Source organism: Halorubrum sp. 48-1-W, assembly GCF_003287355.1.
Taxonomy (GTDB): Archaea; Halobacteriota; Halobacteria; order Halobacteriales; family Haloferacaceae; genus Halorubrum.
Genome location: NZ_QMIM01000007.1, coordinates 13,096 through 39,384, shown reverse-complemented (window position 1 = coordinate 39,384; position 26,289 = coordinate 13,096). Strand labels below are relative to the sequence as shown.

Here is a 26,289-nt window from a genome sequence, read left to right as displayed (position 1 = left end):
CTTCGCGTGAAATAAGTACCCCTCCGGCAAGAGTTGCGGCATGCAGACGTTGCTCCTCAACGGCGACGACGTCGACGAGAACGCACGGATGGATCGCGTCATCGAGGCGGTCGAGGGCGCGTTCGCCGCCTACGAGCGCGGCGACGCCCAGATGCCGCCGAAGTCGTACATCGACCTCCCCGAGTACAACGGCGACTTCCGGTCGATGCCCGCGTACATGGACGCGGGCGACTGGGACGCCGCCGGGATCAAGTGGGTGAACGTCCACACGGACAACCCCGCCGACCACGGCCTCCCGACCGTGATGGGGACGATGGTCTACTCGGACCCCGAGACCGCCTTCCCGCTCGCGATCATGGACGGGACCGCGCTCACGATGAAGCGGACGGGTGCGGCCGCCGCCGTCGCCACCGACCACCTCGCGGTCCCGGACGCGACCTCGATGGGGATCGTCGGCGCGGGCGTCCAGTCGTACACCCAGCTCGAGGCGATCGCCGCGGTGCGCGACGTCGAGGAGGTGGTCGTGAGCGACCTCGACGAGGAGCGGGTGGCGACGTTCATCGACGCCTTCGAGGACCGCTTCGACGTGCGCGCGGGTTCGATCTCGGAGGCGGGCCACTGCGACGTGCTCTCGACGGTGACGCCCGTCGAGGACCCGATCGTCGGCCCCGACGACGTGGGCGACCACACCCACGTCAACGCCATGGGGGCGGACGCCGAGGGCAAACACGAACTGGCCGACGAGCTGTTGCTCGACGCGACGATCGTCATCGACGACCACGCGCAGTGTACCCACTCCGGCGAGATCAACGTCCCGTACGCCCTGGGCGTCCTCGACGACGACGACATCTACGGCGAGATCGGCGAGATCGTCGTCGGGAACCGCGCCGGGCGGGCGGGAGCCAGGGGCACGGGCGAGGACGGCGTCACCGGCGTCACCGTCTTCGACTCGACCGGCCTCGCGATCCAGGACGTCGCGGCCGCCCGCGTCGTCTTCGAGGAGGCCGACGACAACGACAACGGCTACCCGTTCGATCTGCTCGGGCTCGCGGAGTAGGGGGCGGTCGAACCGACGCGGTGTTTTATATCACCGAGCCCGACCGACCGGTATGCGACTCGTCAGCGTCGCGGCGCTCGCGGAGAACCGGGTCATCGGCAGGGACGGCGAGGTGCCCTGGCCGCACATCGAGGCCGACGTCCGGCAGTACCGCGAGCGCGTCGCGGGCTCGCCGGTGATCCTCGGGCGGCGCACCTTCGACTCGATGCGCGACGACCTGCCGGGGAGCCGCCAGATCGTCGTGAGCCGGAGCGTGGACGCCGTCGACGTCTCGAGCGCGGTCGTCGCCGACGGTGTCGAGGCGGCCCTGGACCTGGCCCGCGAGACGGCCGACGAGGAGGGGGTAGAGACGGTCTACGTCCTCGGCGGCGGGGCGATCTACGAGCTGTTCCAGCCACACGTCGACGGGATGGCGCTCAGCCACGTCGAGGGGAGCTACGAGGGGGACACGCGATATCCCGAGTGGGACGAAAGAGCCTGGGAGGTAGTCGAGGAGACCGACCACGACCGGTTTACCCTCCGGGAGTGGCGGCGGTGGGCGAGCGACTGACCCGCCTCACGCCTCGACCCGCCTCACGCCTCGACCCGCTCGGCGAAGCCGAATCGCGGTTTGACGTCCGTGACCTCGATCGTGACGGTCTCGCCGGGGTCGGTGCCGGGAACGAACAGCGTGTAGCCGTCGACGTAGGCGATGCCGTCGCCCTCGTCGCCGCGCTCCTCGACGGTCACCTCGAGCCGGTCGCCCACGGCGACGGTGGCGGTCATCCGGCCCTTCGCGACCAGGTACACCTCCGAGGAGGCGTCCCGCGAGGCCGGCGGCGACGTCGTCTTCACGTACTCGAACGCGTCGGCGACCTCGTCGCGAAACGCGTCGAGGTCCTGGCCCTGGAACACCTTCACGACGAAGTCGCCGCCGGGCGCGAGTAGCTCCTCGGCGACGTCGAACGCCTGCCGGGCGAGGTGGACCGACCGGGCGTGGTCCAGCGAGTACTCGCCGGTCATGTTGGGGGCCATGTCACTCACGACGACGTCCGCGCCGCCCTCGCCGACCGCCTCCCGCAGGTAGTGGCGGGTGCGCTCGTCGGTCATGTCGCCGCGGATCGTCTCGACGTCGTGCTCCTCGACGTCGTCGATGCGCTGGAGATCGACGCCGATCACGGTCCCGCCCGCCCCGACCTCCTCGGCGGCCACCTGGAGCCAGCCGCCGGGCGCAGCCCCGAGGTCGACGACGGTGTCGCCGGGTTCGAAGAGGTCGGCGTCCTCGTCGAGCTGTTTCAGCTTGTAGGAGGCGCGGCTCCGGTAGCCCTGCTGTTTCGACCGGTTGTAGTAGTCGTCCTTTCCGCTCATGTTTCCTGTAGGCCCGCGCCCGGTTTATCGGCGTCGTTCGGGAGCGCTCGGCCGGATCGGCGGGCCGGCTGTACTACCCGAGCGGTTCCGGCGGGTTCCGGACGCTCCCGAGCCGCCGTTAGAGTCAAACGGTCACGCGTGCCAGATCCGGGTATGAGCGTCGAAGGGGAGGAACGGACCGTCCGGTGTCTGGTCGCGAAGGTCGGGCTCGACGGCCACGACCGGGGGGCACACGTGATCGCGCGGGCGTTCCGCGACGCCGGCTTCGAGGTGGTCTACTCCGGGCTCCACCGCGCGCCCGAGGAGATCGTCCAGGCGGCGGTCCAGGAGGACGTCGACGTCCTCGGCATCTCGATCCTCTCGGGGGCCCACAACACCCTCGTCCCCAAGGTGATAGCGGGGTTAAAGGAGTACGACGCGTTCGAGGACACCCTGATCCTCGTCGGCGGGATCGTGCCCGACGACGACGTGGCGGAGCTGAAGGAGCTCGGCGTCGCGGAGGTGTTCGGCCCGGGAACGCCGATGGCGGAGACGGTCGAGTTCGTCCGGAACAACGTCCCGGAGCGCGAATAGATGAACGGACGGGACACAAACGACGGACGGGACCCGAACGACGGACGGGACCCGAACGAGAGGGCGGACTCGACCCGTGAACGGCCGGCCTCCCGCGAACGGGCGGTCGAGCTCCGCGGCCGCGACGCCGAACTGATCGAGGAGTTGCTCGCGGGGAGCCACCGGGCGCTCGCACGGGTCATCACCAAGATCGAGGAGCGGACGCCGGGGTACCGCGGGCTCGTCTCGAGGCTCTACGACCACGCCGGCGACGCGGCCGTGATCGGGGTGACGGGCGCGCCCGGCGCCGGGAAGTCAACGCTCGTCGACAAGTTGGCATCGGCCTACCGCGAGCGCGGCGACACGGTCGGGGTCGTCGCCGTCGACCCCTCCTCGCCGTACACGGGCGGCGCGGTGCTCGGCGACCGGATCCGGATGGCCTCGAACGTCGGCGACATGGACGTGTTCTTCAGGTCGATGAGCGCGCGAGGACGGCTCGGGGGGCTCTCGACCGCGACCGCGGACGCGGTGACGGCGCTCGACGCGTTCGGGAAGGACGTGGTACTGATCGAGACCGTCGGGGCCGGACAGAGCGAGGTCGACGTCGTCCGCACCGCCGACACGGTCGCGGTGCTCGTCCAGCCCGGGTCCGGGGACGACGTCCAGACGCTGAAGGCGGGCATCCTCGAGATCGGCGACGTGTTCGTGGTCAACAAAGCCGACATGGACGGCGCGGAGCGGACCCTCGCCGAGTTGGAGGAGATGGTCCATCGACGCGAGGGACCCACCGCCGGGCTCGACGCGGGCCACCACGGGGTCGGGATACCGAACCACCCGAACGACGGCAGCGAGGACGGCGGATCCGACGCGGCCAGAGACGACGCGTCCGGAGGCGACGCGGCCGGAGACGACGTGTCCGGAGACGACGCGTCCGGAGACGACACCGGCGACGCGTGGACCCCCGAGGTGCTGGCGACCGTCGCGAAGACCGGCGAGGGCGTCGGCGAGCTGATCGACGCGTTCGACGCGCACGGGGGGTTCCTCCGGGAGTCCGGCGAACTGACGCGGACGCGTCGCCAGCGGTACGCCGAAGAGATCCGGACGCTGGTCCGCGCGGACGTCGGCGCGCTCGCGACCGACGCGATCGAGCGTCACGGCGGGATCGAGGCGCTCGCCGACCGGGTGAGACGGAAGGAGGCGGACCCGTACGGCCTCGCAACCGAGATCGTCGACCCGATCGCGGCGTGCGTCGAGGAGCGCGACGGGCCGAGTGAGCCGGACGGGTCGGTGGAGTAGCTGACAGCACGAGGTACGGACCGGGACGGGAGTCCACGAACGCCGACGGCGAGGTCACGTGATATAAGTCGCCAGCGAACCAACGGGATACCATGAGACTCAGGAACCTCGCCGGAACGGCCCTCCTCGGGATCGGCGCGATCGCGGCGACGAACGCCGGCCTCCGCTACGAGGGCGATCTCGAATCGCCGCTCGTCGGCGACGACGGCACCCTCCGCTGGCGCGGGATGGACGTCGCCTACACCGAAGGCGGCGATCCGGACGACCCCGACCTCGTGTTGCTCCACGGGATCAACGCCGCGGGCTCGGCCGGCGAGTGGCGCGAGGTCTTCGGCGACCTCACCGCCGACTACCACGTCGTCGCGCCCGACCTCCCGGGGTACGGTCGCTCCGACCGCCCGCCGCTGCGGTACTCCGCAGCGCTGTACGAGGACTTCGTTCACGACTTCCTCGCCGAGTTCGACGAGCCCGCAGTGGTCGCCTCGTCGCTGTCGGCGGCGTACGCGGCTGTGGCGGCCGCCGGCGACGGATCGGCGGGTAACGACGTCGAGATCGGCGGCTTCGTCGGCGTCTGTCCCACGACCGTCGCCGGACCGACCCCGCCGAAGCCCTGGCTCCGGGAGCTGCTACGGTCGCCACTTCTCGGTTCGACGCTCTTCAACCTGATCGCCTCGAAGCCCTCGATACGCTATTTCAACGCCGACCACGGCTACTACGACCCCGAGAACCCCGGCGAGGAGTGGATCGACTACGAGTGGCGCACCAGCCACGTCGAGAACGCGCGCTTCGCGCCGGCGTCGTTCGTCTCGGGATACCTCAACAGCGACCTCGACCTGGCGGCCGCGCTCGCCGACCTCGGGGTGCCGCCGACCATCGTGTGGGGACGCGAGGCCGAGGTGAGCCCGCTCGCGGACGGCCGCGAGCTCGCCGACGCGTCCGGCGCGCGGCTGGTCGTCTTCGACCGGGCTGCCCTGCTTCCACACGTCGAACACCCGAACCGGTTCCTCGAGACCGTCCGCGAGAGCCTCGTCGCGGGCGCGACGGCCTGACGCAATCGTCCCGTTCCCGAGCGTTCCACCGCTGCCGGAACGGCCCCCGACTCATCGGTCCCGCCGGACGTCTCACCCGTCGCGTCGCACGTACAGCGTCTTTCGGCACGTCGCGTGGACGGTTCCCTCCTCGTCGACGAGCGAGACGTCGTACTCGCGGTCGGTCGACTCGCCCGGTGCGAGCGCCCCGCGGATCGCCTCGGTCTCCGCAGCGTCGAGTTCGAACTCCGCGTACAGCGTCTCGCGGCCGGGCTCGATGAACTCCATCACGGCCGACTTGTCCCAGACCGTGAAGCCGTCGCCGAGGACCCGCCGCAGCATGGTCATGTACACCGGGTCGAGCGCCCCGTAGAGGCTCCCGCCGAAGGTCACGCCGACCCCGTTCCGCGTGCGCCAGTTGAACGGTATCCGCACGCGGACGTACCGCCACTCCGCGCCGATGTGGTCGACCCGCCCGCCGGTTCCGCGATAGGCGGGAAGCAGGTTGAACGCGTGCCGCCACAACTGCGTGCGGCGGCTCTCGGCCGGCGGGTCCGGGTCGATCGGTTGCGGGTCCGGGTCGCGGTCGACCCCGGTCGGGGAGCCCGTCACGTCACGGAGGGGCGCCCGGGCGGGCAAACCCCTATCGGAACGCGGAACAACCCTCCGGGAGTTTCCGGCGCGTTCCTTTTTGTTCGGCCGGTGACGACCGGACGGTATGCGAACCGAACGCGTCGGCGACCCCGACGATCCCGACCTCGTCTGTCTGCTCGGCTGGGGGAACCGGCTGGACCACGCGAACGTCCGCTGGCTGCTGGAGACGCTCGCGACCGACTCGTTCGTCCACGCGATCGAGATCCCGACGGTCGTCTCCTCGTTCGAGCGGGAGTACCTCGATCCGGTCCGCGAGCGCGTCGAGGAACTGGACGAGTATCGGTTCGTCGGGCACTCGACCGGCGGGCTGATCGGCGCGTACCTCCGCGGGACCCACGCCCCGTCGACCCGGACGTACCTCAGCCCGTGGTGGGGGATGTCCCCGGAGTCGACCGGTCCCCTGCTCGAGGCCGTCCGCCGGCTCCCGACGCGCCGCCCGATCGTGCCGACCGGGACGGCCGACCGCGACACGCTCGGCGGGCTGGCCACGGACCGACAGCTCCGGGAGGGACCGGACCGTGCGGCCCCGACGTTCCTTCGAGAGGCACTGCGGGCGCAGGCCGGACTCGACGGCATCGAGCCGGACCCGGACGCGGTGGCGTTCTGTACGCTGTCCGACCGGGTCGTCGACCCGCGGCGCGTCGGCGATCGGGTCCCTGCCGGGCGGACCGTCCTCTACGACGGCGGCCACGAGCTGTTCTCCTCGGAGTCGCGCGAGCGTCACGCCGACACGCTCCGTTCGGTCGTTCGACGGGGGCCGGACGGACTCCGCTGAGTCGGGGTTTCCCGTACCCCGAAACCCGTATCCCCGCGCGTCCGCAACCGGACACCGATGGAGTGTGACAAGTGCGGGGCCGACGCGATCCACCACGCCGCCTACTCGGGGGCGCACCTCTGTGGCGAGCACCTCTGTCGCTCGGTGGAGAAGCGCGTGAAACGCCGCGTGCGCGAGGACGGCCTGCTCGACCCCGACGCGACCCCCGACGAGCCGGACCGCTGGGTGATCGGGCTCTCGGGCGGGAAGGACAGCGTGGTCCTCACCCACGTCCTCGACGACGTGTTCGGACGGGACCCGCGCGTCGAGATGCTCGCGCTCACGATCCACGAGGGGATCGAGGGGTACCGCGACGAGAGCCTCGACGCCTGTCTCGAACTGACCGCGGACCGGTCGATCCGCCACGAGGTCGTCTCCTACGACGACGAGTTCGGCGTCCGCATGGACGACGTGGTCGAGACGGACCCCGAGGACATGGCCCCGTGTGCGTACTGCGGGGTGTTCCGCCGGGACGTCCTGGAGCGGTACGCGGGGGAGTTCGGCGCGGACAAGCTGCTCACCGGCCACAACCTCGACGACGAGGCCCAGACCGCCCTGATGAACTTCCTCGAGGGCGACGTCAACCAGGTCGCGAAACACTTCGACGCCTCGCTCGGACCCTTCGACGAGCGCGGCGAGACCGACGCGTTCGTCCCGCGCGCCAAGCCGCTTCGCGACGTCCCGGAGAAGGAGGTCGCCCTCTACTGTCACGTCCGCGACCTCCCGGTTCACATGGCGGAGTGTCCCCACGCCGCCGAGGCGTACCGCGGCGAGATCCAGTCGCTCATCCACGACCTGGAGGAGAACCACCCCGGCACGCGCCACTCGATCATGGCCGGCTACGAGGAGCTGTCGGCGCTCACCGCGGAGCGATATCGGGAGGGCGGGTCCGCCCGGGCGGGCTCCGACGACGACCGCGAGACCCGGTCGCTTCGCGAGTGCAGCCGCTGTGGGTCGAAGACGAGCCGCGAGGTCTGTCGGAAGTGCCGGCTACTCGACGCGATCGAGACGGCGTCGTAGCTCCGGAGCCGGCCCGACGGATACGAAAGAGACGGAGTACAGCGAACGGTTCCGGGTCGGACGGCCTCAGCGGATGACGTCGAGCCCGTTGTTCGTCTCGACGGGCTCGGTGCCGCCGTCCGACTCCCAGGCCGTGGGTTCGGAGCTGGCGGATCCCTGAACGCCGTTCGTCGCTTCGGTCGCCCGCGAGCGGGAGTCACCGAGGTCGTCCGCGTCGACCGCAGCGCGGGACTTGTCGGCCTGTTTCTGGGTCGACGGGCCGAGCACCTGCGCGCTCTGGACGCCGGTCATGATCGCCATGACGCGGACCTTCCCCTTGTACTCGTCCTGGATGCGCGCGCCCCAGATCACGTTGGCGCTGGCCTCCAGCCGCTCGGTGATGTTGTTCGCGATCCCCTCTGCCTCCTTCAGCGTGAGGTCCGGACCGCCCGTGATGTGGACGAGCCCGCCGGAGGCACCGCGGTAGTCGACGTCGAGGAGGGGATGGTTCATCGCGTCGTTGACCACCTCCTGGGTCTTGTTCTTGTCCTGGGTCTCGCCGACGAGCATCACCGCGACGCCGCCCTGATTCATGATAGTGGACATGTCGGCGTAGTCGAGGTTGATGAGGCTCGGCTGGGTGATCGTCTCGGAGATCCCCTTGACCGTCTCCGCGATGATCTGGTCCATCACGGAGAACGCCTTCCCGATCGGCAGGTTCGGGACGTAATCGAGCAGCCGGTTGTTGTCGAGGACGATGATCGAGTCGGCCTCGTTGCGGAGGCTCTCCAACCCTTCCTCGGCTTTCACCGTGCGGGCGCGCTCGACGTTGAACGGGGTCGAGACCATCCCGACGACGATGGCGCCCTGCTCTTTGGCGATCTTCGAGACGACCGGCGCTGCGCCGGTGCCGGTGCCGCCGCCCATGCCGGCCGTGACGAAGACGAGGTCGGCGTCACCGAGCACCTCCTTGATCGTTCCCTGGGCCATCTCGGTGGCGCGCTCGCCCATCTTGGGGTCGCCGCCGGCGCCGAGCCCCTGCGTGAGCGACTTGCCCACGAGGATCTTGGTGTCGGCCTCGATCATCTTGAGGTGCTGTTTGTCCGTGTTGATGGCGACGGTGTCGGCGCCGTCGACGCCGATGTTGTACAGGCGGTTGACCGTGTTGTTGCCGGCGCCGCCGGCACCGACGATGACGATCCGGGGGTCCCCGAACTCGTCGTCGTCCATGTCGACGTCCATGTCGCGCTTCTCCGCTTCCGCGTTGTCGAGGGCGTCCTGAACGAGATCCTGCATCGATCTACACCTTGGCCCAGCTACGGTTGCGGCCGCGCTCCTCGCGCTCGCCGTCCTGTTCGCTCAACATGTCCCGGACGGCCGACCGGATCGCCTCGCTCCGGTTCGGGAACTCACCCGTCTCGACCATCTGTTCGACCTCGTCTATCTGCTGTTTCGGGATCCGTAGTGTCACACGCTCCATTGTTGTATTCCCCCGGTAAGACGACGTCCACGACACACGCCATGCGTCTTACAGGCCGAAACCGCCCGACAGCGGGGACATCCCCTCGTCGGACGCCGTCTGTAAGACGGTCGTCTTACGCGGTTGTAGTCACCGAGGCTACCCTTATAAAACTAACGACGGGCGTAAGACACAAGAAGAAATCGGTGTATACTCGCCCGATACGGGCGTTTTCGCCGGTTATCGGTCTTTCAGCACGTCCGCAGCGGGGGTTCGTCGCCCACAGCCGGGGCAGAACGCCCAGTCGGTTCGGACCTCGTCGCCGCACTCACAGAACGCACGATGGGATTGCTTTTCACCACAGTTCGGACAGTATACGTGGTCATCCGGGACGTTTTCACCACATCCGCCACAGACGTTTTCGCCCGTTTGCACTCCGGGATCGGCGCGCGTCTTACGCGAATCGGGCTCGATCTCCGTGTCCGTCTCCCGTGTCACACGCACGTCGCCATCGTCGGCACCAGGAGCGTCGAGAGAGACGTTTACGTTGATCTCACCCGGTGTAGACGGCGTATACGCGTCTTCGAGACGACGTCCCGCCGTCCCGAGCCGATCGTCCAACGCCGCGTCGAGCCGATCGGCGATCAGCTCGTCGATACGGTCCGAGAGCGCGTCGTCCACCCCGCCCTCCGGACCGCCCGCCTCCGACCCGCCCGCAGGAGTCGGCGTGCCGTCGAGGTGTGCGCGGAGCGCCTCGCGCATCACCTCGCTTTTCGAGGCCTCACACGCTTCCAGCCGCTCGACGAGGTCGTCGTCGGCCCGGAAGGTGATCTTGCTCATCGGCTACGGATAACCATGGTGGGTACAAGTATTTTCCTCCGTGTCCGACGAGCGACGGACACGCGTCTTCCAGCGGTCCTCGAGGTCCTCCCGTCCCCCCGGCCGCTCCGACTCGTCGGCTCCGACCCGGAGGGGGAGTCGGCCCCGACGTAGAGCGGAACCGGCCCCCACGCGAACTGCCGTGTGATGTGGTCACACGTATGTCTGACACAGGTTTATACGCCTCCCGCGGGCATACGTGTGTATATGGGCAACCGCGTAGAGGACCTCGAACGGCAGGTCGCGGAGCTACAGGCGGCGGTCAACGGGCTCACGGAGGAGCTCGTCGAGATGAAAGAGCGCGTCCGACAACTCGAGGACGCCCAGCAGGTCGCGGTCGACACGGAGGCGGAGGCCGTCGCGGCCGCCGAAGGGCCATCGTCCGACGCGTCCGACACGACGGTCGGCGAACGCCGGACGCACTCCGACGATCACGTCGAGGTCGTCGAGCGGACGGGCGAACCGTCGAGCACGGACGGGCCGAGAGCCGACGGGACCGGAGCCGAGACGACCGACTCGCCCGCCGACGCCGACGGGAGCGATACCGAGACGCCGCCGTCCGACGCGGAGACCGCTGCCGCCGACGCCGACGGGAGCGAGGCCGAGGACGGCGAGTCCGACGACAGCGACATCATCGTCGCGTAGCGGCCTCTCGCACCACCCCGCATGCACATCACTGAAGTAGTCCTGGACGGATTCAAGAGCTTCGGACGGACCACGAGGATCCCCTTCTACGAGGACTTCACGGTCGTCACGGGACCGAACGGCTCCGGGAAGTCGAACATCATCGACGGGGTCCTGTTCGCGCTCGGGCTCGCTCGAACCCGCGGGATCAGAGCCAAGAAGCTCACCGACCTCATCTACAACCCCGGCCACGACGACGGGGAGGCCTCCGGCGGCCCGAAGGAGGCGTCCGTCACGGTCGTGTTGTCCAACGAGGACGGGACGCTCGACCGCTCGCAGGTCGTCTCGGCGGCCGGCTCCGAGAACGTCGGCGACGTCTCCGAGATCACGATCAAGCGACGGGTGAAGGAGACCGAAGACAACTACTACTCGTACTACTACCTCAACGGCCGCTCCGTGAACCTCTCCGACGTGCGGGACCTGCTCGCAGCCGCCGGCGTCACGCCCGAGGGGTACAACGTCGTCATGCAGGGCGACGTGACCGAGATCATCAACATGACCCCCTACCAGCGCCGGGGGATCGTCGACGAGATCGCGGGCGTCGCGGAGTTCGACGAGAAGAAGGAGGCCGCCTTCGAGGAGCTCGACACGGTGAAAGACCGTATCGGCGAGGCCGACCTCCGGATCGAGGAGAAGCGCGAGCGGCTGGATCAGCTCTCCGAGGAACGCGAGGCCGCCCTCGAGTACCGGTCGCTCCGCGAGGAGGCCGAGCAGTACCGCGGCTACCGGAAGGCCTCGGAGCTGGAGGACAAACGCGACTCGCTCGCCGACGTCGAAGGGGAGATCGGCGACGCCGAGGCGGACCTCGAGGAGCTACGCGTCGAACTCGACACCAGACAGGGGACGCTCACCCGCCTCGAGGAGGACGTAGCCGACCTCAACCACGAGATCGAAACGAAAGGCGAGGACGAGCAGATCGCGATCCGCTCCGAGATCGAGGAGATCAAAGGCGAGATCTCCCGGCTGGAGGGGAAGATCGAGACGGCAACGGAGCGCGCCGAGGACGCCGAGACCGAACGCCGGAACGCGTTCGTCCAGATCGACCGCAAACAGGAGACGATAGACGACCTCGAGACGGATATCCGCGAGACGAAGGTTCAGAAGGCGTCGCTCAAATCGGAGCTCGCGACGAAACGCTCGGAGCTGGCGGACGTGGAAGCCGAGATCGAGGGCGCGGACACCGAGTTCGACGAGCTGAAGGCGGAGCTCGGGGAGCGGAAGGAACGGCTCGAGTCACTGCGCGAGGAGAAACACCGCCACCAGCGCGAGAAGGACCGACTGCTCGACGAGGCGCGTCGGCGTTCGAACGCGGTCGAGGGGACCCGCGAGGACCTCGAGACGGCCCACGAGGAGGTCCCCGAGCTGAAGGCGCGGATCTCCGAGCTGTACGGCGAACTCGACAAGGCCGAGCGGAACGAGTCGAAGATCGAGGACGTCGTCGCCGACCTGTTCGCCGAGAAGGCGGAGCGCAAAGAGGAGCTGGAGGCGGTCGAGGACGACCTCCGCGAGAAGCAGAACGAGTACGCCAAGCTGGAGGCGGCCGCGAGCGAGCGTGGAGACACCTCCTGGCCCCGGGCGGTGACCGAGGTGAAGAACGCCAGCATCGATGGCGTCCACGGCGCGGTCGGCGAGCTCGGCTCCGTCGAGGCGGAGTACGCCGAGGCGTGTGAGACGGCCGCCGGCGGCCGGCTGGCGAACGTGGTGGTCGACGACGACGGCGTCGGCTCGACGTGCATCGACTACCTCAAACGGCGGAACGCCGGCAGGGCGACGTTCCTCCCGATCACGAAGATGGACGACCGGGGGCTCCCACGGAAGCCCTCGATGCCGGGTGTCGTCGACTTCGCGCGGAACCTCGTCGAGTACGACGCACGTTACGAGCCGGTCTTCTCGTACGTGCTCGGGTCGACGCTCGTCGTCGAGGAGATGTCGACCGCCCGCGAGCTGATGGGCGACTACCGGATGGTCACCCTCGACGGCGACCTCGTCGAGAAGTCGGGCGCGATGACCGGCGGCTCCGGCGGCGGCTCCCGGTACGCGTTCACGAAGTCCGGCGGCGGCAAGCTCGAGCGGCTCGCCGGGGCGATCAGCGACCTGGAGGACGAACGGCGGGAACTCGAGTCCGAGATCGACGAGCTGGACGCCGACATCGAGGACGCCCGCGAGCGGAAGGCGGACGCCGCCGACCGCGTCCGGTCGCTGGAGGGCGACATCGATCGCGCCGAGGAGGAACTGGAAGGGACCGAAGAGCGGATCGGGACGCTGGAGGAGAAACTCGCGGAGTTGCGTGCGGAACGCGAGTCGGTCGACGAGGAGATGAGCGGGATCGACGAGACGATCGACGCGCTCGACGCTGACGTCGACCGGCTGGAGGCCGATGTCGAGGAGATCGAAGCCGAACTCGCCGACTCGAAGATCCCGGAACTCTCGGAGCGAGCGGACGGGATCCGGGCGGAAATAGACGAGTTGGAGGACCGCATGGATGACCTCGACGCCCGACGAAACGAGCTGGAACTCGAGAAGGGGTACGCCGAGGACGCCGTCGACGACCTCCACGACACGGTCGAGGAGGCACAGAACAAGAAGAGCGAGGCGGAGGAGGCGATAGACGGATACGAGGCGGCCATCGCGGAGAAGGAGGAAACCCTCGAGGAGAAACGCGAGTCGATCGCGGAGCTCGAAGCGGAGATCGCGGACCTGAAGGAGGACCGGGAGGCGCTTCGCGAGGAGATCCGGGAGGCGACCCGGAAACGCGACGAGCAACGCTCGCTCGTCGCGGACGCGGAGTCCGACCTCGAGGACCTGACCGACCGCCGGGATCGCCTGGAGTGGGAGATCGACGAGCTGGAGTCACAGGTCGGCGAGTACGACCCCGAAGACGTGCCCGACATCGACGAGGTCGAGTCGCGGATCGCGGAGTTGGAAGCCGAGATGGAGGCGCTGGAGCCGGTGAACATGCTCGCGATAGACGAGTACGAAGAGGTGGAAGCCGAACTCGAGACGCTCGAGGAGCGTCGGGACGTGCTCGCGGAGGAGCGCGACGCGATCACGGAGCGGATCGAGGGGTACGAAGCCGAGAAGAAGGCGACGTTCATGGAGACGTTCGAGTCGATAAACGACCACTTCAGGGACATCTTCTCGCGGCTGTCCGCGGGGAGCGGCGAGCTCCTCTTGGAGAACCCCGAAAACCCCTTCGAGGAGGGGCTGACGATGAAGGCCCAGCCCGCGGACAAGCCGGTCCAGCGGCTGGAGGCGATGAGCGGCGGCGAGAAGTCGCTGACGGCCCTCTCGTTCATCTTCGCGATTCAGCGGCACAACCCCGCGCCGTTCTACGCGCTCGACGAGATCGACGCCTTCCTCGACGCGGTCAACGCCGAGCGTGTCGGTGAGATGATAGAAGAGCTGGCCGCGGAGGCGCAGTTCGTCGTGGTCGGCCACCGGTCGGCGCTGTTGGAGCGGTCGGACCGCGCCATCGGCGTCACGATGCAGGGCGACAACCTCTCGGCCGTGACCGGGATGCGGTTCGGCGACGGCGAGTCCGACGAGGACACGGAGGTGACCGCCGATGACTGACGACGGCTCCGCCGACGCCGGGGCGGGCGGCGGCGTGCCCGACCTGGACCTGACGAGCGAGCGCGACGGCGCGAGCCCGGCGTTCGGCGGCGACGGGTCGGCGGGAGACGACATCGTCGAGGCCGGCGACACCGTCGAGGACGCGGAGGACGCCGAGGGCCACGGCCCGACCGACGGCGACGAGGTTGAGCCGGTCGAGCTCCTCGTCCAGCTCGCGGAGGAGGGTGAGATCGAGCCGTGGGACATCGACATCGTCCGGGTGACCGACGCCTTCCTCGAGAAGCTCGACGAGACCGACCTCCGGACGACGGGTCGCGCGCTGTTCTACGCGAGCGTCCTGCTCCGGATGAAAAGCGACGGGATGTTGGCCGACGACGACGAGGACGAGGAGGGTCCGGAGCCGTGGGAGCTGGCGATGGAGGGCGGTGCCGACGACCCCGCGGACCCGGCGTTCGACCCGATCGATCGGCTGGAGGCGGAGATGGACCGCCGGCTCGACCGCAAGAACACCCGGGGCTCGCCCGAGACGCTCGACGAACTCGTCCGCGAGCTCCGCGAGGCCGAACGCGACTCGTGGTGGAAGGACTCCCGCGAGTACGACACCTCGGAGTCGCCGCGCGGCTACGGCCGCGGGACGCAGACGCTCGATTACCACGCCGGCGACGAGTTCCGCCGCGAGGGGGAGCCGACCGCGGGCGAGGCGACGGACCGCACCCACGACGAGGACATCGAGGAGGTGATAGCCGAGGTGGAGGCCGCGTTGCGCCCGCACTTCGAGGGCGGCCGCGTGGAGGTGCTCTTCGCCGAGGTGGAGTCGGCCGGCGGCAGGCCGTTCATGACGTTCCTCGCGCTGTTGTTCATGGCCCACCGCGGGACCGTACGGCTCCGACAGGACGACCTGTTCGGCGACCTGTGGATCCGCGACCCCACGGCCGCGATGGGTGAGTCGGAGGCGGTCGCGGACTGACGAACCGGCCGCACTCGCCCAGGGTTAGAGGTACTCGCCGAGCAGCGGCTCGACGCGTTCCCGGGTGTCCTCCGGGATCGCCTCGGTCGGCGTGTTCACGGTCCCCGCGAGCGCGGTGTGTGCCGCACACTCGTGGTCGTCGGGGAGCGTCCGGACCGCCTCCTCGACGACTGCCTCGATCGCCGCCTGGTTCCGCTCGGCGTTCTCCAGGACCTCCTCGAGGGTCACCTCGCTGTCCGCCTTCCAGACGTCGTAGTCGGTGACACCCGCGATCGTCGCGTACGCGATCTCCGCTTCGCGGGCCAGTTTCGCCTCGGGGACCGCCGTCATGCCGACGAGGTCCCACCCCTGGCTCCTGTAGAACTCCGATTCCGCGCGCGTGGAGTACTGCGGCCCCTCGATACAGACGTAGGTCCCGCCCTTCACGACCCGCGTGTCACCGGGGTCGTCCTCGTCGCCCTCGCCGCCGACGACGGACTCCGCGGCCTCGGCGAGGTGGTCGACGAGTTCGGGGCTGTACGGGTCCGCGAAGGGCTGGTGAACGACGACGCCGTCGCCGTAAAACGAGAGGTCGCGACGCTTGGTCCGGTCGTAGATCTGGTCGGGGACGACGAGCGTGCCCGGCGCCAGCTCCTCTTTGAGGCTGCCGACCGCGTTCGACGCGAAGACGTGGGTCACGCCCGCCCGCTTCAGGGCGTACATGTTCGCGCGGTACGGGAGGTCGGTGGGCGAGACGCCGTGGTTCGAGCCGTGTCTGGGGAGGAACGCGACCTCACGGCCCGTGTCGGCGAACTCGCCGATCGTGACCGCGTCGCTGGGCTCGCCGTAGGGCGTGTCGTACTCGACCTCGCGTACGTCGTTCAGGGGAAGCGCCTCGTAGATCCCGCTGCCGCCGATGAAGCCGATCGTGCTCATGGCCGGGATCCGCCCGCTCGCTACTTATAAGGAATGAACTGGGGACGGGGAACGAACTGGCGACAGGGAACGAACTGGCAACACGCGGCGAAACGGGACCTAACTAGGCCGGCGTCGCGGTTTCCGCTTCGATCTCGGCCTCGATGAGATCCCTCGTGTTCTCCAAGTGAGCCTTCAGCTGTCGCTCGTTGTACCGTCTCGCGACGGGCTCCAGGAGGCGGTCGCGCAGCGAGTCGCCCATCTCGTAGTCCGTCCGGTGGAGGATCCGGGTTCCGTCCCCGCTCGCGACGTAGCGGTTGCGCGTCTCGCCGCGCATCCCGTCGCTGTCGATCGTGACCGCCATCTCCGCGTTCGGCTCGACGACGGTCATCTCCATCTCCATCTTCGTCGCGATCCCGAGCAGCTTGTACGTCGCGCGCATCTCCGCTCCGGTTTCGGTCTCGCTCAGCACCTCGAAATCGCGCAGACCGGCCATCGTTCGGGGCCAGTTCTCCGGGGTGCTGTCGAACGCGAAGACGCGCTCGACGGGGGCTGCGATCTCGATCTCGTACTCGAATGTTGTCATATTGCTCAACTCGGTCGTCGAACCGAACGATGCGGTCGCTGCCGTCTCGGAGCGGTCGCCTCGGTCGACTGCCTTATATAGGGGCTCGGAGGTATTAAACGGGCGTTCACCACGCCGAGACCTTCTGCTCGCGGAGAACGCGCACTCCGGAGGTCACAGCAACCACCGCACCGCCGTCAGCGTCAGCGCGCTCACGACGAGCAGGTGGACGAGTACCGCGCCGACCGGCGCGAGGCCGACCGCCCGGAGCTCGCGGACCCGGATCGACAGCCCGAGCCCCACGAAGGCGACGAGGAAGAGCCCGTCGGAGGTCGCGGTGATCGACTCGATCGCGGCGGGCGAGAGCACCCCGACGTTGGCGATCGTGGCGACGAGCAGGAAGCCGAGCAGGAACTTGGGGAACTCCGCCCACAGCTCTCGAGCCTCCGGGTCGGTCGCGGAGCGCGCCGCGTACGCGACCGAGTAGACGACGGCGACGCCGCCCAGAAGCGAGTTGCGCGCGAGCTTCGTCACCGTCGCCCACTGGCCCGCCTCGACCGAGTGGGCGAACCCCGCGGCCGCGACCGGGCCGGTCGAGAACATGCTGAGGCCGGCCCACACGCCGAACTGCCGGCCGGTCAGCCCGAGCCACTCGCCCGCCAGCGGAAACGCCACGAGCGTGACCGCGTCGAAGAGCAGGACCGTCGCGGCCGCGAACGTGAGCGCCGCCCCCCGCGCCTCCAGCACCCGGCCGACGGCCACGACGGCGGAGACGCCGCAGACGCTCGCGCCCGCCGCCAGAAGCGACGGCGTCGTTCCCCCGATCCGGAAGACGCCGCGGGCGATAGCCTCCGAGAGGAGGAGTCCGCCGGCGACGACGACCACCACCAGCCCGATGACCGTCGGCCCGGCGGCCACCAGCTCCTCGATCGCGATCGCCGCGCCGAGGAGGACGATCCCCGTCTCCAACGCGAGCTTGTGGAGGGTCACACCCGGTCCGGCGACGGCCGGCGTTCCCACTGTGTTCGCCACGGCGACGCCGAGGGCGACCGCGACGACGAGCGGCTGGAGCCCCGGAACCGCCCCGCCGACCAGCGTCGCGAGCAGCGCGCCGCCGCCGAGCAACGCCAGCCCGGGGAGGTACGGCCCGAGGTCGTCGAGAAGCGTCATCAGAGGGACTGGACCGCGAGCTGGACCGCGACGATCGAGAGGCCCAGGAGGAGCGCCTGCCAGCCGCGGTCGAGCGCGCGCCACCGGCGAGCGAGACGCGTGTCGTCGACACGTTCCGGACCGTCGACACGTTCCGGACCGTCGACGCCACCCGGACCGTCGCCGTCCTCGTCGGTCATACGGGATCGGGTCCGCGCGTCGGCGCCTTACGCGTGTCGTTCGGCGGGAGGATCGCCGGAGGACGGGTCGCGGTCGATCGGCCGGACCCGGTCAGTCGTCCGCCTCGATGGCGCTCGAGGCGTCCTCGGAGGGTACCGTCCCGTCGCTGCCGGCGTCTTCGTCGCTGCTCTCGCCGGCGTCTTCGTCGCTGCTCTCGCCGTCGCCGAGGCGCGGGAAGTTGTCTATCGTCTCCGCGCGGAACGCCTCCTCGTCGAAGGTGTACGTCGAATCGAGGAACTCGAGGAGGGTCCGCGTGTCGACCATGGCGTTCTTCAGTGCGGTCGACGCGCCGGGCGACGGCGTGATGTTGAACAGGATCCCGTCGCCGTGGATCTTCGCTTCGCCCATGTCGAGCTCCTTCGACTCGGTGTCGACGATCTGCGGGCGGACCCCCCCGTACCCCTTCGCGCGGTCGATGTCCCCGACCTCGACGCTCGGGACGACCTTCCGTACGTGCGGGAGGAACGTGCGCTTCCCGACGACGGGCAGGTCGTACACCAGGTTCCGGACCACGTACGGGAACAGGATCCTGTCGGCGAGGACGTTCGCGTAGCTCAGGAACGACGACAGGGTGAACCCGAAGACGTCGGCGAAGTCGCCGACCGTTGAGAGCTCGCCGCGCTCGAGGGCGGGTACGAGCTTCGCGGTCGGGCCGAACCGGGTGACGCTCGGGTCGTGGACGTCGGCGTCGCCGTGGACCGCTGCGAAGGGTAGCTTCTTCATCTGGAGGGTGTACACCTTCCCGTTCAGCAGGTCGTCGGCGAGGAAGAAGCTCCCCGCGACGGGCAAAAGCGACATGTCCTCGCCGTAGCCCATCTCCTGGGCGAACTGGAGGCTGTGTGAGCCGGCAGCGACGGCGACCGCGTCGGCCGCGAAGTCGCCGTCGTCGGTCTCGACGGTGAACCCCTCTCCGCCCTCGTCGATATCGGTCACTTCCGTACCGAGGTGGACCGAGACGCCCGCCTCGGTGCGGGCGGCCTCGACGAACGACTCCGCGATCATGCCGTAATCGAGGACGTAGCCGTCGGGCGTCTGGAGCGCGAGCAGTTCCGTGTCGGGGTCACGCCCCTCGACGACCTTGGGCTCGATCTCCGCGATCTCCTCGCGGCCGATGGGTTCGAGCTTGGGAAAGAGCTCGCCGAACCCCTCGTCGTGGTAGCGGGCCTCGAGCTCCGCGACCTCCGCTTCGCCCACCGCGAGCACCATCTTGCTACGCCTGTCGTGCATCTCGCGGTCGGGGTCGACGTTCTCGAGGTACCCCGCGAGCAGCTCCGCGCCCTCCTTGACCTCCTCGGCCTTCTCGAGCGTGTAGTTCGTCTCGATGTCGCCGAAGTGGAGCGTCTGGGAGTTGTTCGTGTGGTGGGAGTTCACCGCCGCGATCTCGGACTCCTTCTCGATCAGCGTGACGTCCTCGACGTCGGTGAACTTCGAGACCGTGTACAGAAGCGATGCCCCGCTTATCCCCCCGCCGATAACGAGGAGGTCGGTGTGATCGGACATGCGTGAGGCTCCGTCTCAGAGAGGGTACCGTCTTGGGAGTTAATTTACTTCCTATTCTACGCTGTCGGGACGGGGTTCCACGGGAACGGCCGGTGTACGGCCTCCACCCCGCGACCGTCGCCCTCCGGCGGGCCGGATCAGTCCCGCATCCCCCGATACCGTTCCCGGAGTTGCTCGAAGAGCGCACGTCCGGCATCGGTGCGGAGCCGGGGTTCGGCCGTCGCGAAGAACTCCTCGAGCGCGTCGTACTCCGCGAACGCCTCCGGCGTACCGTCCGTGGGGTCGTACCGGTCGTCGCGCTCGTAGACGACCGCCTGGAGACAGGTGTCGAGCAGGTCACACTCCTTGACGAGGACGGCCTCCGGCGTCTCCCGAGCCTCGTACTCCTCCCACGCGTCCCGGACGCCGTCCGGGAGCGCCCCCACGAGGTCGACCATCACGGCGCGTTCGACCGCCTCCTTCCGCTCGCGGTCGACGCGGTCGGCAGTCGAGTCGGCGCGCGTCGCCACGTCGCCCGTCTCCGCCTCGGCGACGTCGTGGACGACCGCGAGCCGGAGCGCGCGGTCGAGGTCGACGCCGGGCAGGTCCTCGCGGAACCGGTCGCCAAGCGCCAGCACGAGGTACGCGACGCCCCACGTGTGCGCGGCGACCGACTCCGGGGCGTCGACGCCGCGGAGCTGCCACCCCGTCCGCCCCTCGTCCTTGAGCGCGTACGCCCCGAGGATCGCGTCGATGGCGGCGTCCGAATCCGACCCCTCAGCCGGATCGCCGCTGGCATCGACCTCGGCGTCCCCGCTGGCGTCGACCTCGGCGTCCCCGCCACCGTCGCGTCCGTCGGTCCCGTCGGCGACCATCCCGGGCTCACTCCGCGAGCGCCCAGGCGTCCTCCCCGACCGACTCGGTCACCCCGCGGCGCTCCATCTCCGCGAGCACCTCGTCGAGCCGCCCGGGCTGGGCGACCTCCATCTCGATGCGGCCGACCCCGTGGTCCGCCTCGAGGTGGTGCCGGATCGCCTCGCGGTCGAACGTCGTCGCCGCGGCGCGCTCCATCGCGCCCGCGATGATGTCGATCATGTCCTCGATGAAGTTCCACGGGTAGACCACCCACGTCCACGTCTCGAGCCGCTCGCCGACGAAGTCGGGGTCGAACTCCGAGGTGTCGAGCAGCTGGAGCGTCGCGGTGTGGACCGTGGCCGCGTCGCGTTCCTCGACGTACTCCTCTGCGCGGCGGATCGAGCCGCCGGTGTCGGCGATGTCGTCGATGATCAACACGTCCTTGTCCTCGACGCTCCCCTCCGGCATCGGGTAGCGGATCTGCGGCTCGTCGGCCTTGTCGGCCGCGCCGACGTAGTGTTCCATCTTGAGGCTCGTCAGGTCGTCGAGCCCGAGGAAGTCACAGATACAACGGCCCGCGAACCAGCCGCCGCGGGCGAGCGCGACGACGACGTCGGGTTCGAAGTCGTCGCGTTTCACCTCGTTCGAGACGTTCCGGCAGAGGCCGTAGATGTACTCCCAGTTGGTCACGGTACAGTCGAAGTCGTCCGGGAGATCGCTCATGTCTCGGGAGTCGCCCGCGCGAGCATAAGGGTTTGTGGAACCGTCGACGCCGAGGGTTCGTGGAACCGCCGTCGCCGAACCCCCGCGTCCGCCCGTGCCGACACGATTTAGGTGACCCGCCCGCAACGACCCGCTAATGAGTACACAGACCGCGAGCGAGGAGCGGGCGGTCGTGATCGGGTTGGAGGTCCACGTCCAGCTCGAGACCGACACGAAGGTCTTCTGTGGCTGTTCGACGGAGCCGGCCGACGACGAGGAGCCGAACACGCGCACGTGTCCGACCTGTCTCGGGCTACCCGGCGCGCTGCCGGTCCTCAACGAGGCCGCCGTCGAGAGCGCGGTGAAGGTCGGGAAGGCGATCGACGCCGACATCCCGGAGACGACCACGTTCCACCGGAAGAACTACTACTACCCCGACCTGCCGAAGAACTTCCAGCTCACCCAGTACGACGCGCCGATCTGTGCGGACGGCGAGCTCCAAGTGTCCGTCGACGGCGATCGTCGAACCATCGGGATCACGCGCGCGCACCTCGAGGAGGACCCGGGAAGCATCCAGCACGCGGGCGGCTCCATCGAGTCGGCGACCCACACGCTCGTGAACTACAACCGCGCGGGGACGCCGCTGATGGAGGTCGTCACCGAGCCCGACTTCCGGTCGCCGGCGGAGACCCGGGCGTTCCTCGCGAAGCTCGAGGAGGTGCTCGAGTACCTCGGCGTCTTCGACGCGACACGGGACGGCAGCCTCCGCGTCGACGCCAACGTCTCGCTCGTCGACGCCGACGAGATGGCGGCGGACGGCTCCGTCCCCGACGCGGTGCTCGCCGACGTCAACCGTGCCGAGGTCAAGAACATCTCGAGTCACAAGGGCGCGGAGAAGGCGCTCGCCTACGAGATCACTCGTCAGCGGAACGTGCTCCGGCGGGGTCGCGAGATCGAACAGGAGACCCGCCACTGGGACGAGGCGCGCGGCGTCACCGTCTCGATGCGCTCGAAGGAGGCCGAGAAGGACTACCGCTACTTCCGGGAGGCCGACCTCCCCGCGCTCGAGGTGGCCGACTGGAAGGCGGAGATCCCGATCCCGGAGCTGCCGGACGCCCGCCGCGAGCGCTTCCGCGAGGAGTACGGCCTCGACGGGGAGGCAGCCTCGAAGCTGACCTCGACGAAGGAGGTCGCCGACTTCTTCGAGGACGTCGCCGGCGAGTACGACCCCGAGCTGGCGGCGACGTGGGTCGCCGACAACCTCCTCGGCGAGCTCAACTACCGGGAGCTGGCGATCACGGACGTAAGCGACCGGCTCGACGAGTTCAAACGCCTGATCGAGCTGGTGGCCGCCGAGGAGCTGACGGTGAAGAACGCCGAGGAGGTGGTCCTCCGGGAGATGCTCGACGAGGGCGAGGGCCCCGACGCCGTGATCGACCGCGAGGGGCTCGGGAAGGCCGAGGCCGGCGAGGTGGAAACCGCCGTCGACGCCGCCATCGACGACAACCCGGGGGCGGTCGCGGACTACCACGACGGCGACGACGGCGCGATCAACTTCCTCGTCGGACAGGTGATGCAGGCCACCGGCGGGAGCGCCGACCCCGGCCAGGTGAACGGGCTCCTCCGCGAGCGGCTGGACGGGTGACTCGCGTGGACGGTGAGGACGCGGACGTGGGTAAAAACGCATGGACGTAGGCGAGGACGCATGGACGTGACCGTCGACGTCGTCGGCGGCGACGAGGAGGTACACGCCGTCGGGGACGACGCGACCTACGACGACCTGGTCCGCGCGGCCGGCTTCCACCCCCAGGAGGCGTCCGTCCTCGTCGACGGCTCGCCCGTCCCCGGCGACCGCCCCGTCGACGCCGACCGGGTACGGCTGCTCCGGCTGGTCCGGGGCGGATCCGGCTGGTTCGGGGCGGAGCCGACGAGTGACCGGCGAGAGATGAGCGGGGACGTGCCGTCGCTCCCCGACGGGATCACGGTCGAGCCGGCGGCCCCCGACGACCGGCTGGACGTCCTCCGCGTGCTCGACGCCGCGATGCTCGAGACCGACGCGTCGGCCCTTCCGGCACGGATCGACGCCGGGGACGTCCTCGTCGCCCGTTTCGAGCGCACCGGGTCGGTCGTCGGGGCGTTGGTGACGACCCGCCCGGAGCCGGGACAGCGCCACGTCGACGCGGTCGCGGTGCGGCGGGCGCGACGCGGGAGGGGTATCGGGTCCGCGCTCGTCGCGAGCGCGGTTCGGGCAGTCGAGTCGGACCCGGAGGCCGACCGCGTCACCGCGGCGTTCGACGCGGCGGTGGAGGGGTTCTACGCGGACCTCGGGTTCGCGGTCGAGTCGGCGGGCGAGGACGGGGACGGCCGGCTCTCCGGTCGACGCGAAGTGAGGGGGGCGGGCGACGGCGGGGAGTGAGCGGGCCGAGGGACTGACGGTCGGTCCCCGCCCGATCCCGATCCGTTTTACTCCGAGGCGGTCGGGCCGTCCGTATGGACCGCCCCCGAATCGACGCCGACACAGACGCGGGACTGCTCATCCGGCGCGGGGGCGCGGTCGTCGCCGACGCGCTACTCGTCGGACTCCTCCTCGGACTCGTCGGGGTCGCGCTCTCGCTGTTCTTCGGGCTCGCCCCGTCGGGGCGATGGACCCTCCCGATCGCGTATCTCGGCTACCACGTCGCCTTCGAGGGAACGTTCGGGCGAACGCCCGGCAAGCGGCTGTTCGGGCTCGTCGTGACGGGGTCGGAGGGTTCGTCGTGTGGGCCACGCACGGCGCTCGTCCGGAACCTGCTCCGGGTCGTCGACGGGGCCGTCTTCTACCTCGTCGGGGTCGCCGTCGTCGTCCTAACCGACGGGGACCGCCGGGTCGGTGACCACGTCGCGGGGACGCGGGTGGCGCGGTCCGGGGAGTGAGCGGGTCGACGGAACCGGCGGCGTCTCCGGGGAGTGAGCGGGTAGACGGAACCGGCGGCGTCTCCGGAGGGTGGCTGGCTACCGCTCGCCGAACCGCTCGTCGAAGAGCGCGACCACCCGACGTTCGATCTCGTCGCGGATGGGTCGAACCTCCTCGATCGGGCGCTCGCCCGGGTCCTCCAGGTCCCAGTCGTCGGTGTCGACGCCGGGCAGTTCCAGCGTCGAACACCCCATCGTCGCGACGAAGTCCGACGCTGCCAGGGTCGCCTCCGAGACGTGTCGGGGGGTGCGCCCGTTCACGTCGAGGCCGACCTCCGCGAGGGCCTCGACGACCACGCCGTGGACCTCGTCGGCGGGGGCGGTCCCGCCGGTGACGATCTCGACGTCGTCCGCGAGGCCGCGCTCGGCGCGCTCGCGCTCCGCGAAGGCCGTGGCCATCTGGCTGCGTCCGGCGTTCCGGACGCACATGAACGTGAGCGTCGTCTTCTCTCGGTCCACAGCGTCGGTCGGTTCGGCGTCGCCGGTCGGTTCGGTGTCGTCGTCCGCGGTGTGTGTGGATGTCATGGTGTGGTGTCGTATGGCGTCGCCGGCGTCGCGTGTCGGCCTCAGTAGATCAGCTCGTCTCGTTCTAGTAGATCAGCTCGTCGTCGTTCTCGACCATGTACAGCGTGCGCGCGGCGATGTTGACCGCGTGGTCGCCCACGCGTTCGATGTCACGGATCGCCAGCAGTGCGCGGGAGACGTCGTCGATCGCGTCGGCCAACTCGTCGGCGTCCGCCTCCGCGTCCCGGTCCTCGCCGGCCGCCTCGACGCGCGCGCGGTCGGCCTCGAGCAGGTCGCGGACGACCGCCTCGCTCGCCCGCCGGCACCGCTCGTCGAGGTCGTCGTCGCGGGCCGCGACCGCTCGGCAGGCCTCGGCGTCGCCCGCCTCGTAGGCGGCCACCGCGTCGGCGACCATGTCGCCGGCGGCGTCGCCGAGCCCCCGGAACTCGACCGCGGGGTGGAGCCCGCCGTCGTCGCCGCCGTAGCCGGCGAGGTTGGTCGCGAGGTCCGCGACGCGTTCGAGGTCGGTGATCACCTTGAACGAGGCCGCCACCAACCGGAGGTCGCCCGCGACCGGCTGCTGGAGCGCGAGCAGTTCGGTACACTCCTCCTCGAGTTCGAGGTAGCGCTCGTTGACCTCGTAGTCGCCCTCGATGACCTCCCGTGCGAGGTCGTCGTCGCCGGTCTCGGCCGCCTCGAGCGCGGCGTCGTACCGCTCGAGGACGAGCTCGCCCATGCCGACGACGTCCGCTCGAAGCTCCTCGAGCCGCCGTTGGTAGTTCTCTCGGGGCATCTATCCGAACTTCCCCGTGATGTAGTCCTCGACGCGCTGTTCTTCGGGATCCTCGAAGATCTTCGCCGTGTCGTCGTACTCGACGAGCCGACCGCCGGTGAGGAACACGGCGGTCCGGTCGGAGATCCGGGCCGCCTGCTGCATGTTGTGGGTGACGATGATGACGGTGTACTCCTCGGCGAGGTCGTCGATCAGGTCCTCGATCTTCGAGGCCGCGACGGGGTCGAGCGCCGAGGTCGGCTCGTCCATCAGGACCACCTCCGGGTCCGCCGCGATAGCGCGGGCGATACAGAGCCGCTGTTGCTGCCCGCCGGAGAGGTCGAGCCCCGACGAGTCCAGCTGGTCTTTCACCTCGTCCCAGAGCGCGGCGCTCTTGAGCGACTCCTCGACGCGGGCGTCGACGTCGCCGTCGAACCCCTGGATCTTCAGGCCGTACGCGACGTTGTCGCGGATCGACTTCGGGAACGGGTTCGGCTTCTGGAACACCATCCCGATCTTCCGCCGAAGCGCGACCGGGTCGACGTCGTCGTCGTACACGTTCTTGCCGCCGAACTCCACGTCGCCGTCGACCCGGCAGACGTCGATCATGTCGTTCATCCGGTTGATACACCGGAGGAACGTCGACTTGCCACAGCCCGAGGGGCCGATGAGCGCGGTCACCCGCTTTTCGGGTATCTCGATCGACACGTCGTCTATCGCCTGTTCGTCGCCGTAGTAGACGTTCAGGTCGCGCGCGGCGACCGCGGTCCGATCCGAGGGTGTGATTCGGTCGTTCGATCCGGTCTCTACGTCCGTCGTGATGAGCGACTCGCTCGATCGCGTGTCGCTCGATGGTGTGTTGCTCATG

28 protein-coding genes and 1 pseudogene are annotated in these 26,289 nt (G+C 69.4%); 14 read left to right on the top strand and 15 right to left on the bottom strand.

The features are described 5' to 3' along the window. The first annotated feature begins 40 nt into the window (after positions 1-40). Together DQW50_RS04010 and DQW50_RS04005 are read left to right on the top strand one after the other, a co-directional pair. On the top strand, positions 41-1,057 hold the full coding sequence (locus DQW50_RS04010) for an ornithine cyclodeaminase family protein (RefSeq protein ID WP_112078021.1): 1,017 nt from the start codon (positions 41-43) through the stop codon (positions 1,055-1,057). A 52-nt stretch (positions 1,058-1,109) separates the two neighbouring features. Beyond that, a complete protein-coding gene (locus DQW50_RS04005; protein ID WP_112078020.1) occupies positions 1,110-1,607 on the top strand; it encodes a dihydrofolate reductase in 498 nt (165 codons plus the stop codon). A gap of 23 nt (positions 1,608-1,630) precedes the next feature. On the opposite strand, the gene DQW50_RS04000 is transcribed toward DQW50_RS04005, so the two are convergent. Continuing rightward, positions 1,631-2,404, bottom strand: coding sequence for an RlmE family RNA methyltransferase (locus DQW50_RS04000; protein ID WP_112078019.1), 774 nt, complete (start codon positions 2,402-2,404; stop codon positions 1,631-1,633). A 153-nt stretch (positions 2,405-2,557) separates the two neighbouring features. Between DQW50_RS04000 and DQW50_RS03995 the strand changes: the two genes are divergently transcribed. The 3 genes from DQW50_RS03995 (at position 2,558) to DQW50_RS03985 (ending at position 5,301) form a co-directional block, all read left to right on the top strand. After that, positions 2,558-2,977 (top strand): cobalamin B12-binding domain-containing protein, encoded by a 420-nt coding sequence (locus tag DQW50_RS03995; RefSeq protein WP_112078018.1) that lies wholly within the window; start codon positions 2,558-2,560, stop codon positions 2,975-2,977. After that, complete coding sequence (meaB, locus tag DQW50_RS03990; RefSeq protein ID WP_112078017.1) at positions 2,978-4,252, top strand: methylmalonyl Co-A mutase-associated GTPase MeaB; 1,275 nt, start codon at positions 2,978-2,980, stop codon at positions 4,250-4,252. 92 nt (positions 4,253-4,344) lie between these two features. After that, on the top strand, positions 4,345-5,301 hold the full coding sequence (locus DQW50_RS03985; protein ID WP_112078016.1) for an alpha/beta fold hydrolase: 957 nt from the start codon (positions 4,345-4,347) through the stop codon (positions 5,299-5,301). Positions 5,302-5,373: 72 nt separating this feature from the next. On the opposite strand, the gene DQW50_RS03980 is transcribed toward DQW50_RS03985, so the two are convergent. Further along, a complete protein-coding gene (locus DQW50_RS03980) occupies positions 5,374-5,892 on the bottom strand; it encodes a DUF4442 domain-containing protein (RefSeq protein ID WP_112078015.1) in 519 nt (172 codons plus the stop codon). Between the two features lie 106 nt (positions 5,893-5,998). Here DQW50_RS03980 and DQW50_RS03975 point away from each other — a divergent pair, with 106 nt between their 5' ends. Both DQW50_RS03975 and DQW50_RS03970 read left to right on the top strand, forming a co-directional pair. Next, a complete protein-coding gene (locus tag DQW50_RS03975; RefSeq protein WP_112078014.1) occupies positions 5,999-6,709 on the top strand; it encodes an alpha/beta fold hydrolase in 711 nt (236 codons plus the stop codon). A gap of 57 nt (positions 6,710-6,766) precedes the next feature. Then, positions 6,767-7,768 (top strand): TIGR00269 family protein, encoded by a 1,002-nt coding sequence (locus DQW50_RS03970; RefSeq protein WP_112078013.1) that lies wholly within the window; start codon positions 6,767-6,769, stop codon positions 7,766-7,768. 66 nt (positions 7,769-7,834) lie between these two features. Here the strand turns inward: DQW50_RS03970 and ftsZ are convergent, their stop codons facing one another. The 3 genes from ftsZ to DQW50_RS03955 form a co-directional block, all read right to left on the bottom strand. Next, on the bottom strand, positions 7,835-9,043 hold the full coding sequence (gene ftsZ / locus DQW50_RS03965; RefSeq protein ID WP_112078012.1) for a cell division protein FtsZ: 1,209 nt from the start codon (positions 9,041-9,043) through the stop codon (positions 7,835-7,837). Between the two features lie 4 nt (positions 9,044-9,047). After that, positions 9,048-9,227, bottom strand: a complete 180-nt coding sequence (locus DQW50_RS03960; RefSeq protein WP_066411425.1) for a ribbon-helix-helix domain-containing protein — start codon at positions 9,225-9,227, stop codon at positions 9,048-9,050. Between the two features lie 219 nt (positions 9,228-9,446). Continuing rightward, complete coding sequence (locus DQW50_RS03955) at positions 9,447-10,046, bottom strand: zinc ribbon domain-containing protein (protein ID WP_112078011.1); 600 nt, start codon at positions 10,044-10,046, stop codon at positions 9,447-9,449. Between the two features lie 246 nt (positions 10,047-10,292). Here DQW50_RS03955 and DQW50_RS03950 point away from each other — a divergent pair, with 246 nt between their 5' ends. From DQW50_RS03950 to DQW50_RS03940, 3 genes are read left to right on the top strand one after another with little or no spacing between them, the layout of a single operon-like run. After that, positions 10,293-10,730, top strand: coding sequence for a bZIP transcription factor (locus DQW50_RS03950; protein ID WP_112078010.1), 438 nt, complete (start codon positions 10,293-10,295; stop codon positions 10,728-10,730). A 21-nt stretch (positions 10,731-10,751) separates the two neighbouring features. Further along, complete coding sequence (gene smc, locus DQW50_RS03945; protein WP_112078009.1) at positions 10,752-14,342, top strand: chromosome segregation protein SMC; 3,591 nt, start codon at positions 10,752-10,754, stop codon at positions 14,340-14,342. Continuing rightward, the gene (locus DQW50_RS03940; RefSeq protein WP_112078008.1) at positions 14,335-15,309 is read left to right on the top strand and encodes a ScpA family protein; all 975 of its coding nucleotides are present in this window, start codon (positions 14,335-14,337) and stop codon (positions 15,307-15,309) included. Before smc ends, DQW50_RS03940 begins: the two co-directional genes overlap by 8 nt. Positions 15,310-15,333: 24 nt before the next feature. Here the strand turns inward: DQW50_RS03940 and mtnP are convergent, their stop codons facing one another. The 7 genes from mtnP to DQW50_RS03905 form a co-directional block, all read right to left on the bottom strand. Then, positions 15,334-16,224 (bottom strand): S-methyl-5'-thioadenosine phosphorylase, encoded by an 891-nt coding sequence (gene mtnP / locus DQW50_RS03935; RefSeq protein ID WP_112078007.1) that lies wholly within the window; start codon positions 16,222-16,224, stop codon positions 15,334-15,336. Positions 16,225-16,327: 103 nt separating this feature from the next. Beyond that, positions 16,328-16,789: an SRPBCC family protein gene (locus DQW50_RS03930; RefSeq protein ID WP_112078006.1), complete on the bottom strand. Its 462-nt coding sequence runs from the start codon at positions 16,787-16,789 to the stop codon at positions 16,328-16,330. A gap of 153 nt (positions 16,790-16,942) precedes the next feature. Further along, entirely contained in the window at positions 16,943-17,938 is a 996-nt protein-coding gene (locus DQW50_RS03925; protein ID WP_112078005.1) for a YeiH family protein, read from the bottom strand. After that, entirely contained in the window at positions 17,938-18,117 is a 180-nt protein-coding gene (locus DQW50_RS03920) for a hypothetical protein (RefSeq protein WP_112078004.1), read from the bottom strand. Before DQW50_RS03920 ends, DQW50_RS03925 begins: the two co-directional genes overlap by 1 nt. 91 nt (positions 18,118-18,208) lie before the next feature. After that, the gene (locus DQW50_RS03915) at positions 18,209-19,657 is read right to left on the bottom strand and encodes an FAD-dependent oxidoreductase (RefSeq protein ID WP_112078003.1); all 1,449 of its coding nucleotides are present in this window, start codon (positions 19,655-19,657) and stop codon (positions 18,209-18,211) included. Positions 19,658-19,794: 137 nt separating this feature from the next. After that, complete coding sequence (locus tag DQW50_RS03910; RefSeq protein WP_112078002.1) at positions 19,795-20,511, bottom strand: HD family hydrolase; 717 nt, start codon at positions 20,509-20,511, stop codon at positions 19,795-19,797. 7 nt (positions 20,512-20,518) lie between these two features. Continuing rightward, complete coding sequence (locus DQW50_RS03905; RefSeq protein ID WP_112078001.1) at positions 20,519-21,214, bottom strand: phosphoribosyltransferase; 696 nt, start codon at positions 21,212-21,214, stop codon at positions 20,519-20,521. A gap of 136 nt (positions 21,215-21,350) precedes the next feature. On the opposite strand from DQW50_RS03905, the gene gatB reads away from it, so the two are divergent. The 4 genes and pseudogenes from gatB (at position 21,351) to DQW50_RS03885 (ending at position 24,106) form a co-directional block, all read left to right on the top strand. Next, positions 21,351-22,838 carry an Asp-tRNA(Asn)/Glu-tRNA(Gln) amidotransferase subunit GatB gene (gene gatB, locus DQW50_RS03900; RefSeq protein ID WP_112078000.1) on the top strand — a complete coding sequence of 496 codons (1,488 nt, stop codon included), beginning with the start codon at positions 21,351-21,353 and terminating at the stop codon, positions 22,836-22,838. Between the two features lie 60 nt (positions 22,839-22,898). Next, positions 22,899-23,102 (top strand): annotated as a pseudogene (locus tag DQW50_RS03895) (ubiquitin-like small modifier protein 2); the annotation flags it as partial. A 36-nt stretch (positions 23,103-23,138) separates the two neighbouring features. Beyond that, complete coding sequence (locus DQW50_RS03890; protein ID WP_112078057.1) at positions 23,139-23,609, top strand: GNAT family N-acetyltransferase; 471 nt, start codon at positions 23,139-23,141, stop codon at positions 23,607-23,609. Between the two features lie 74 nt (positions 23,610-23,683). Then, on the top strand, positions 23,684-24,106 hold the full coding sequence (locus DQW50_RS03885) for an RDD family protein (RefSeq protein ID WP_112077999.1): 423 nt from the start codon (positions 23,684-23,686) through the stop codon (positions 24,104-24,106). Positions 24,107-24,184: 78 nt separating this feature from the next. Here DQW50_RS03885 and DQW50_RS03880 read toward each other — a convergent pair whose 3' ends face one another. From DQW50_RS03880 to pstB, 3 genes are all read right to left on the bottom strand, one after another. Continuing rightward, complete coding sequence (locus DQW50_RS03880; protein ID WP_198664594.1) at positions 24,185-24,670, bottom strand: ArsC family transcriptional regulator; 486 nt, start codon at positions 24,668-24,670, stop codon at positions 24,185-24,187. A gap of 64 nt (positions 24,671-24,734) precedes the next feature. Further along, the gene (locus tag DQW50_RS03875; protein ID WP_112077998.1) at positions 24,735-25,442 is read right to left on the bottom strand and encodes a PhoU domain-containing protein; all 708 of its coding nucleotides are present in this window, start codon (positions 25,440-25,442) and stop codon (positions 24,735-24,737) included. Next, positions 25,443-26,288, bottom strand: a complete 846-nt coding sequence (gene pstB / locus DQW50_RS03870; RefSeq protein WP_112077997.1) for a phosphate ABC transporter ATP-binding protein PstB — start codon at positions 26,286-26,288, stop codon at positions 25,443-25,445. Position 26,289: the final 1 nt, after the last annotated feature.

Bases quoted from the DNA above. Each gene is read 5' to 3' on its own strand.
- DQW50_RS04010 (WP_112078021.1), top strand. From the start codon at position 41: ATGCAGACGTTGCTCCTCAACGGCGACGACGTCGACGAGAACGCACGG.
- DQW50_RS03915 (WP_112078003.1), bottom strand. From the start codon at position 19,657: ATGTCCGATCACACCGACCTCCTCGTTATCGGCGGGGGGATAAGCGGG.
- DQW50_RS03995 (WP_112078018.1), top strand. From the start codon at position 2,558: ATGAGCGTCGAAGGGGAGGAACGGACCGTCCGGTGTCTGGTCGCGAAG.
- DQW50_RS03875 (WP_112077998.1), bottom strand. From the start codon at position 25,442: ATGCCCCGAGAGAACTACCAACGGCGGCTCGAGGAGCTTCGAGCGGAC.
- DQW50_RS03970 (WP_112078013.1), top strand. From the start codon at position 6,767: ATGGAGTGTGACAAGTGCGGGGCCGACGCGATCCACCACGCCGCCTAC.
- mtnP (WP_112078007.1), bottom strand. From the start codon at position 16,224: ATGAGCACGATCGGCTTCATCGGCGGCAGCGGGATCTACGAGGCGCTT.
- DQW50_RS03985 (WP_112078016.1), top strand. From the start codon at position 4,345: ATGAGACTCAGGAACCTCGCCGGAACGGCCCTCCTCGGGATCGGCGCG.
- ftsZ (WP_112078012.1), bottom strand. From the start codon at position 9,043: ATGCAGGATCTCGTTCAGGACGCCCTCGACAACGCGGAAGCGGAGAAG.
- DQW50_RS03885 (WP_112077999.1), top strand. From the start codon at position 23,684: ATGGACCGCCCCCGAATCGACGCCGACACAGACGCGGGACTGCTCATC.
- DQW50_RS03880 (WP_198664594.1), bottom strand. From the start codon at position 24,670: ATGACATCCACACACACCGCGGACGACGACACCGAACCGACCGGCGAC.
- smc (WP_112078009.1), top strand. From the start codon at position 10,752: ATGCACATCACTGAAGTAGTCCTGGACGGATTCAAGAGCTTCGGACGG.
- meaB (WP_112078017.1), top strand. From the start codon at position 2,978: ATGAACGGACGGGACACAAACGACGGACGGGACCCGAACGACGGACGG.
- pstB (WP_112077997.1), bottom strand. From the start codon at position 26,288: ATGAGCAACACACCATCGAGCGACACGCGATCGAGCGAGTCGCTCATC.
- DQW50_RS03905 (WP_112078001.1), bottom strand. From the start codon at position 21,214: ATGAGCGATCTCCCGGACGACTTCGACTGTACCGTGACCAACTGGGAG.
- DQW50_RS03960 (WP_066411425.1), bottom strand. From the start codon at position 9,227: ATGGAGCGTGTGACACTACGGATCCCGAAACAGCAGATAGACGAGGTC.
- DQW50_RS03940 (WP_112078008.1), top strand. From the start codon at position 14,335: ATGACTGACGACGGCTCCGCCGACGCCGGGGCGGGCGGCGGCGTGCCC.
- DQW50_RS03955 (WP_112078011.1), bottom strand. From the start codon at position 10,046: ATGAGCAAGATCACCTTCCGGGCCGACGACGACCTCGTCGAGCGGCTG.
- gatB (WP_112078000.1), top strand. From the start codon at position 21,351: ATGAGTACACAGACCGCGAGCGAGGAGCGGGCGGTCGTGATCGGGTTG.
- DQW50_RS03950 (WP_112078010.1), top strand. From the start codon at position 10,293: ATGGGCAACCGCGTAGAGGACCTCGAACGGCAGGTCGCGGAGCTACAG.
- DQW50_RS04000 (WP_112078019.1), bottom strand. From the start codon at position 2,404: ATGAGCGGAAAGGACGACTACTACAACCGGTCGAAACAGCAGGGCTAC.
- DQW50_RS03925 (WP_112078005.1), bottom strand. From the start codon at position 17,938: ATGACGCTTCTCGACGACCTCGGGCCGTACCTCCCCGGGCTGGCGTTG.
- DQW50_RS03975 (WP_112078014.1), top strand. From the start codon at position 5,999: ATGCGAACCGAACGCGTCGGCGACCCCGACGATCCCGACCTCGTCTGT.
- DQW50_RS03920 (WP_112078004.1), bottom strand. From the start codon at position 18,117: ATGACCGACGAGGACGGCGACGGTCCGGGTGGCGTCGACGGTCCGGAA.
- DQW50_RS04005 (WP_112078020.1), top strand. From the start codon at position 1,110: ATGCGACTCGTCAGCGTCGCGGCGCTCGCGGAGAACCGGGTCATCGGC.
- DQW50_RS03890 (WP_112078057.1), top strand. From the start codon at position 23,139: ATGAGCGGGGACGTGCCGTCGCTCCCCGACGGGATCACGGTCGAGCCG.
- DQW50_RS03930 (WP_112078006.1), bottom strand. From the start codon at position 16,789: ATGACAACATTCGAGTACGAGATCGAGATCGCAGCCCCCGTCGAGCGC.
- DQW50_RS03910 (WP_112078002.1), bottom strand. From the start codon at position 20,511: ATGGTCGCCGACGGGACCGACGGACGCGACGGTGGCGGGGACGCCGAG.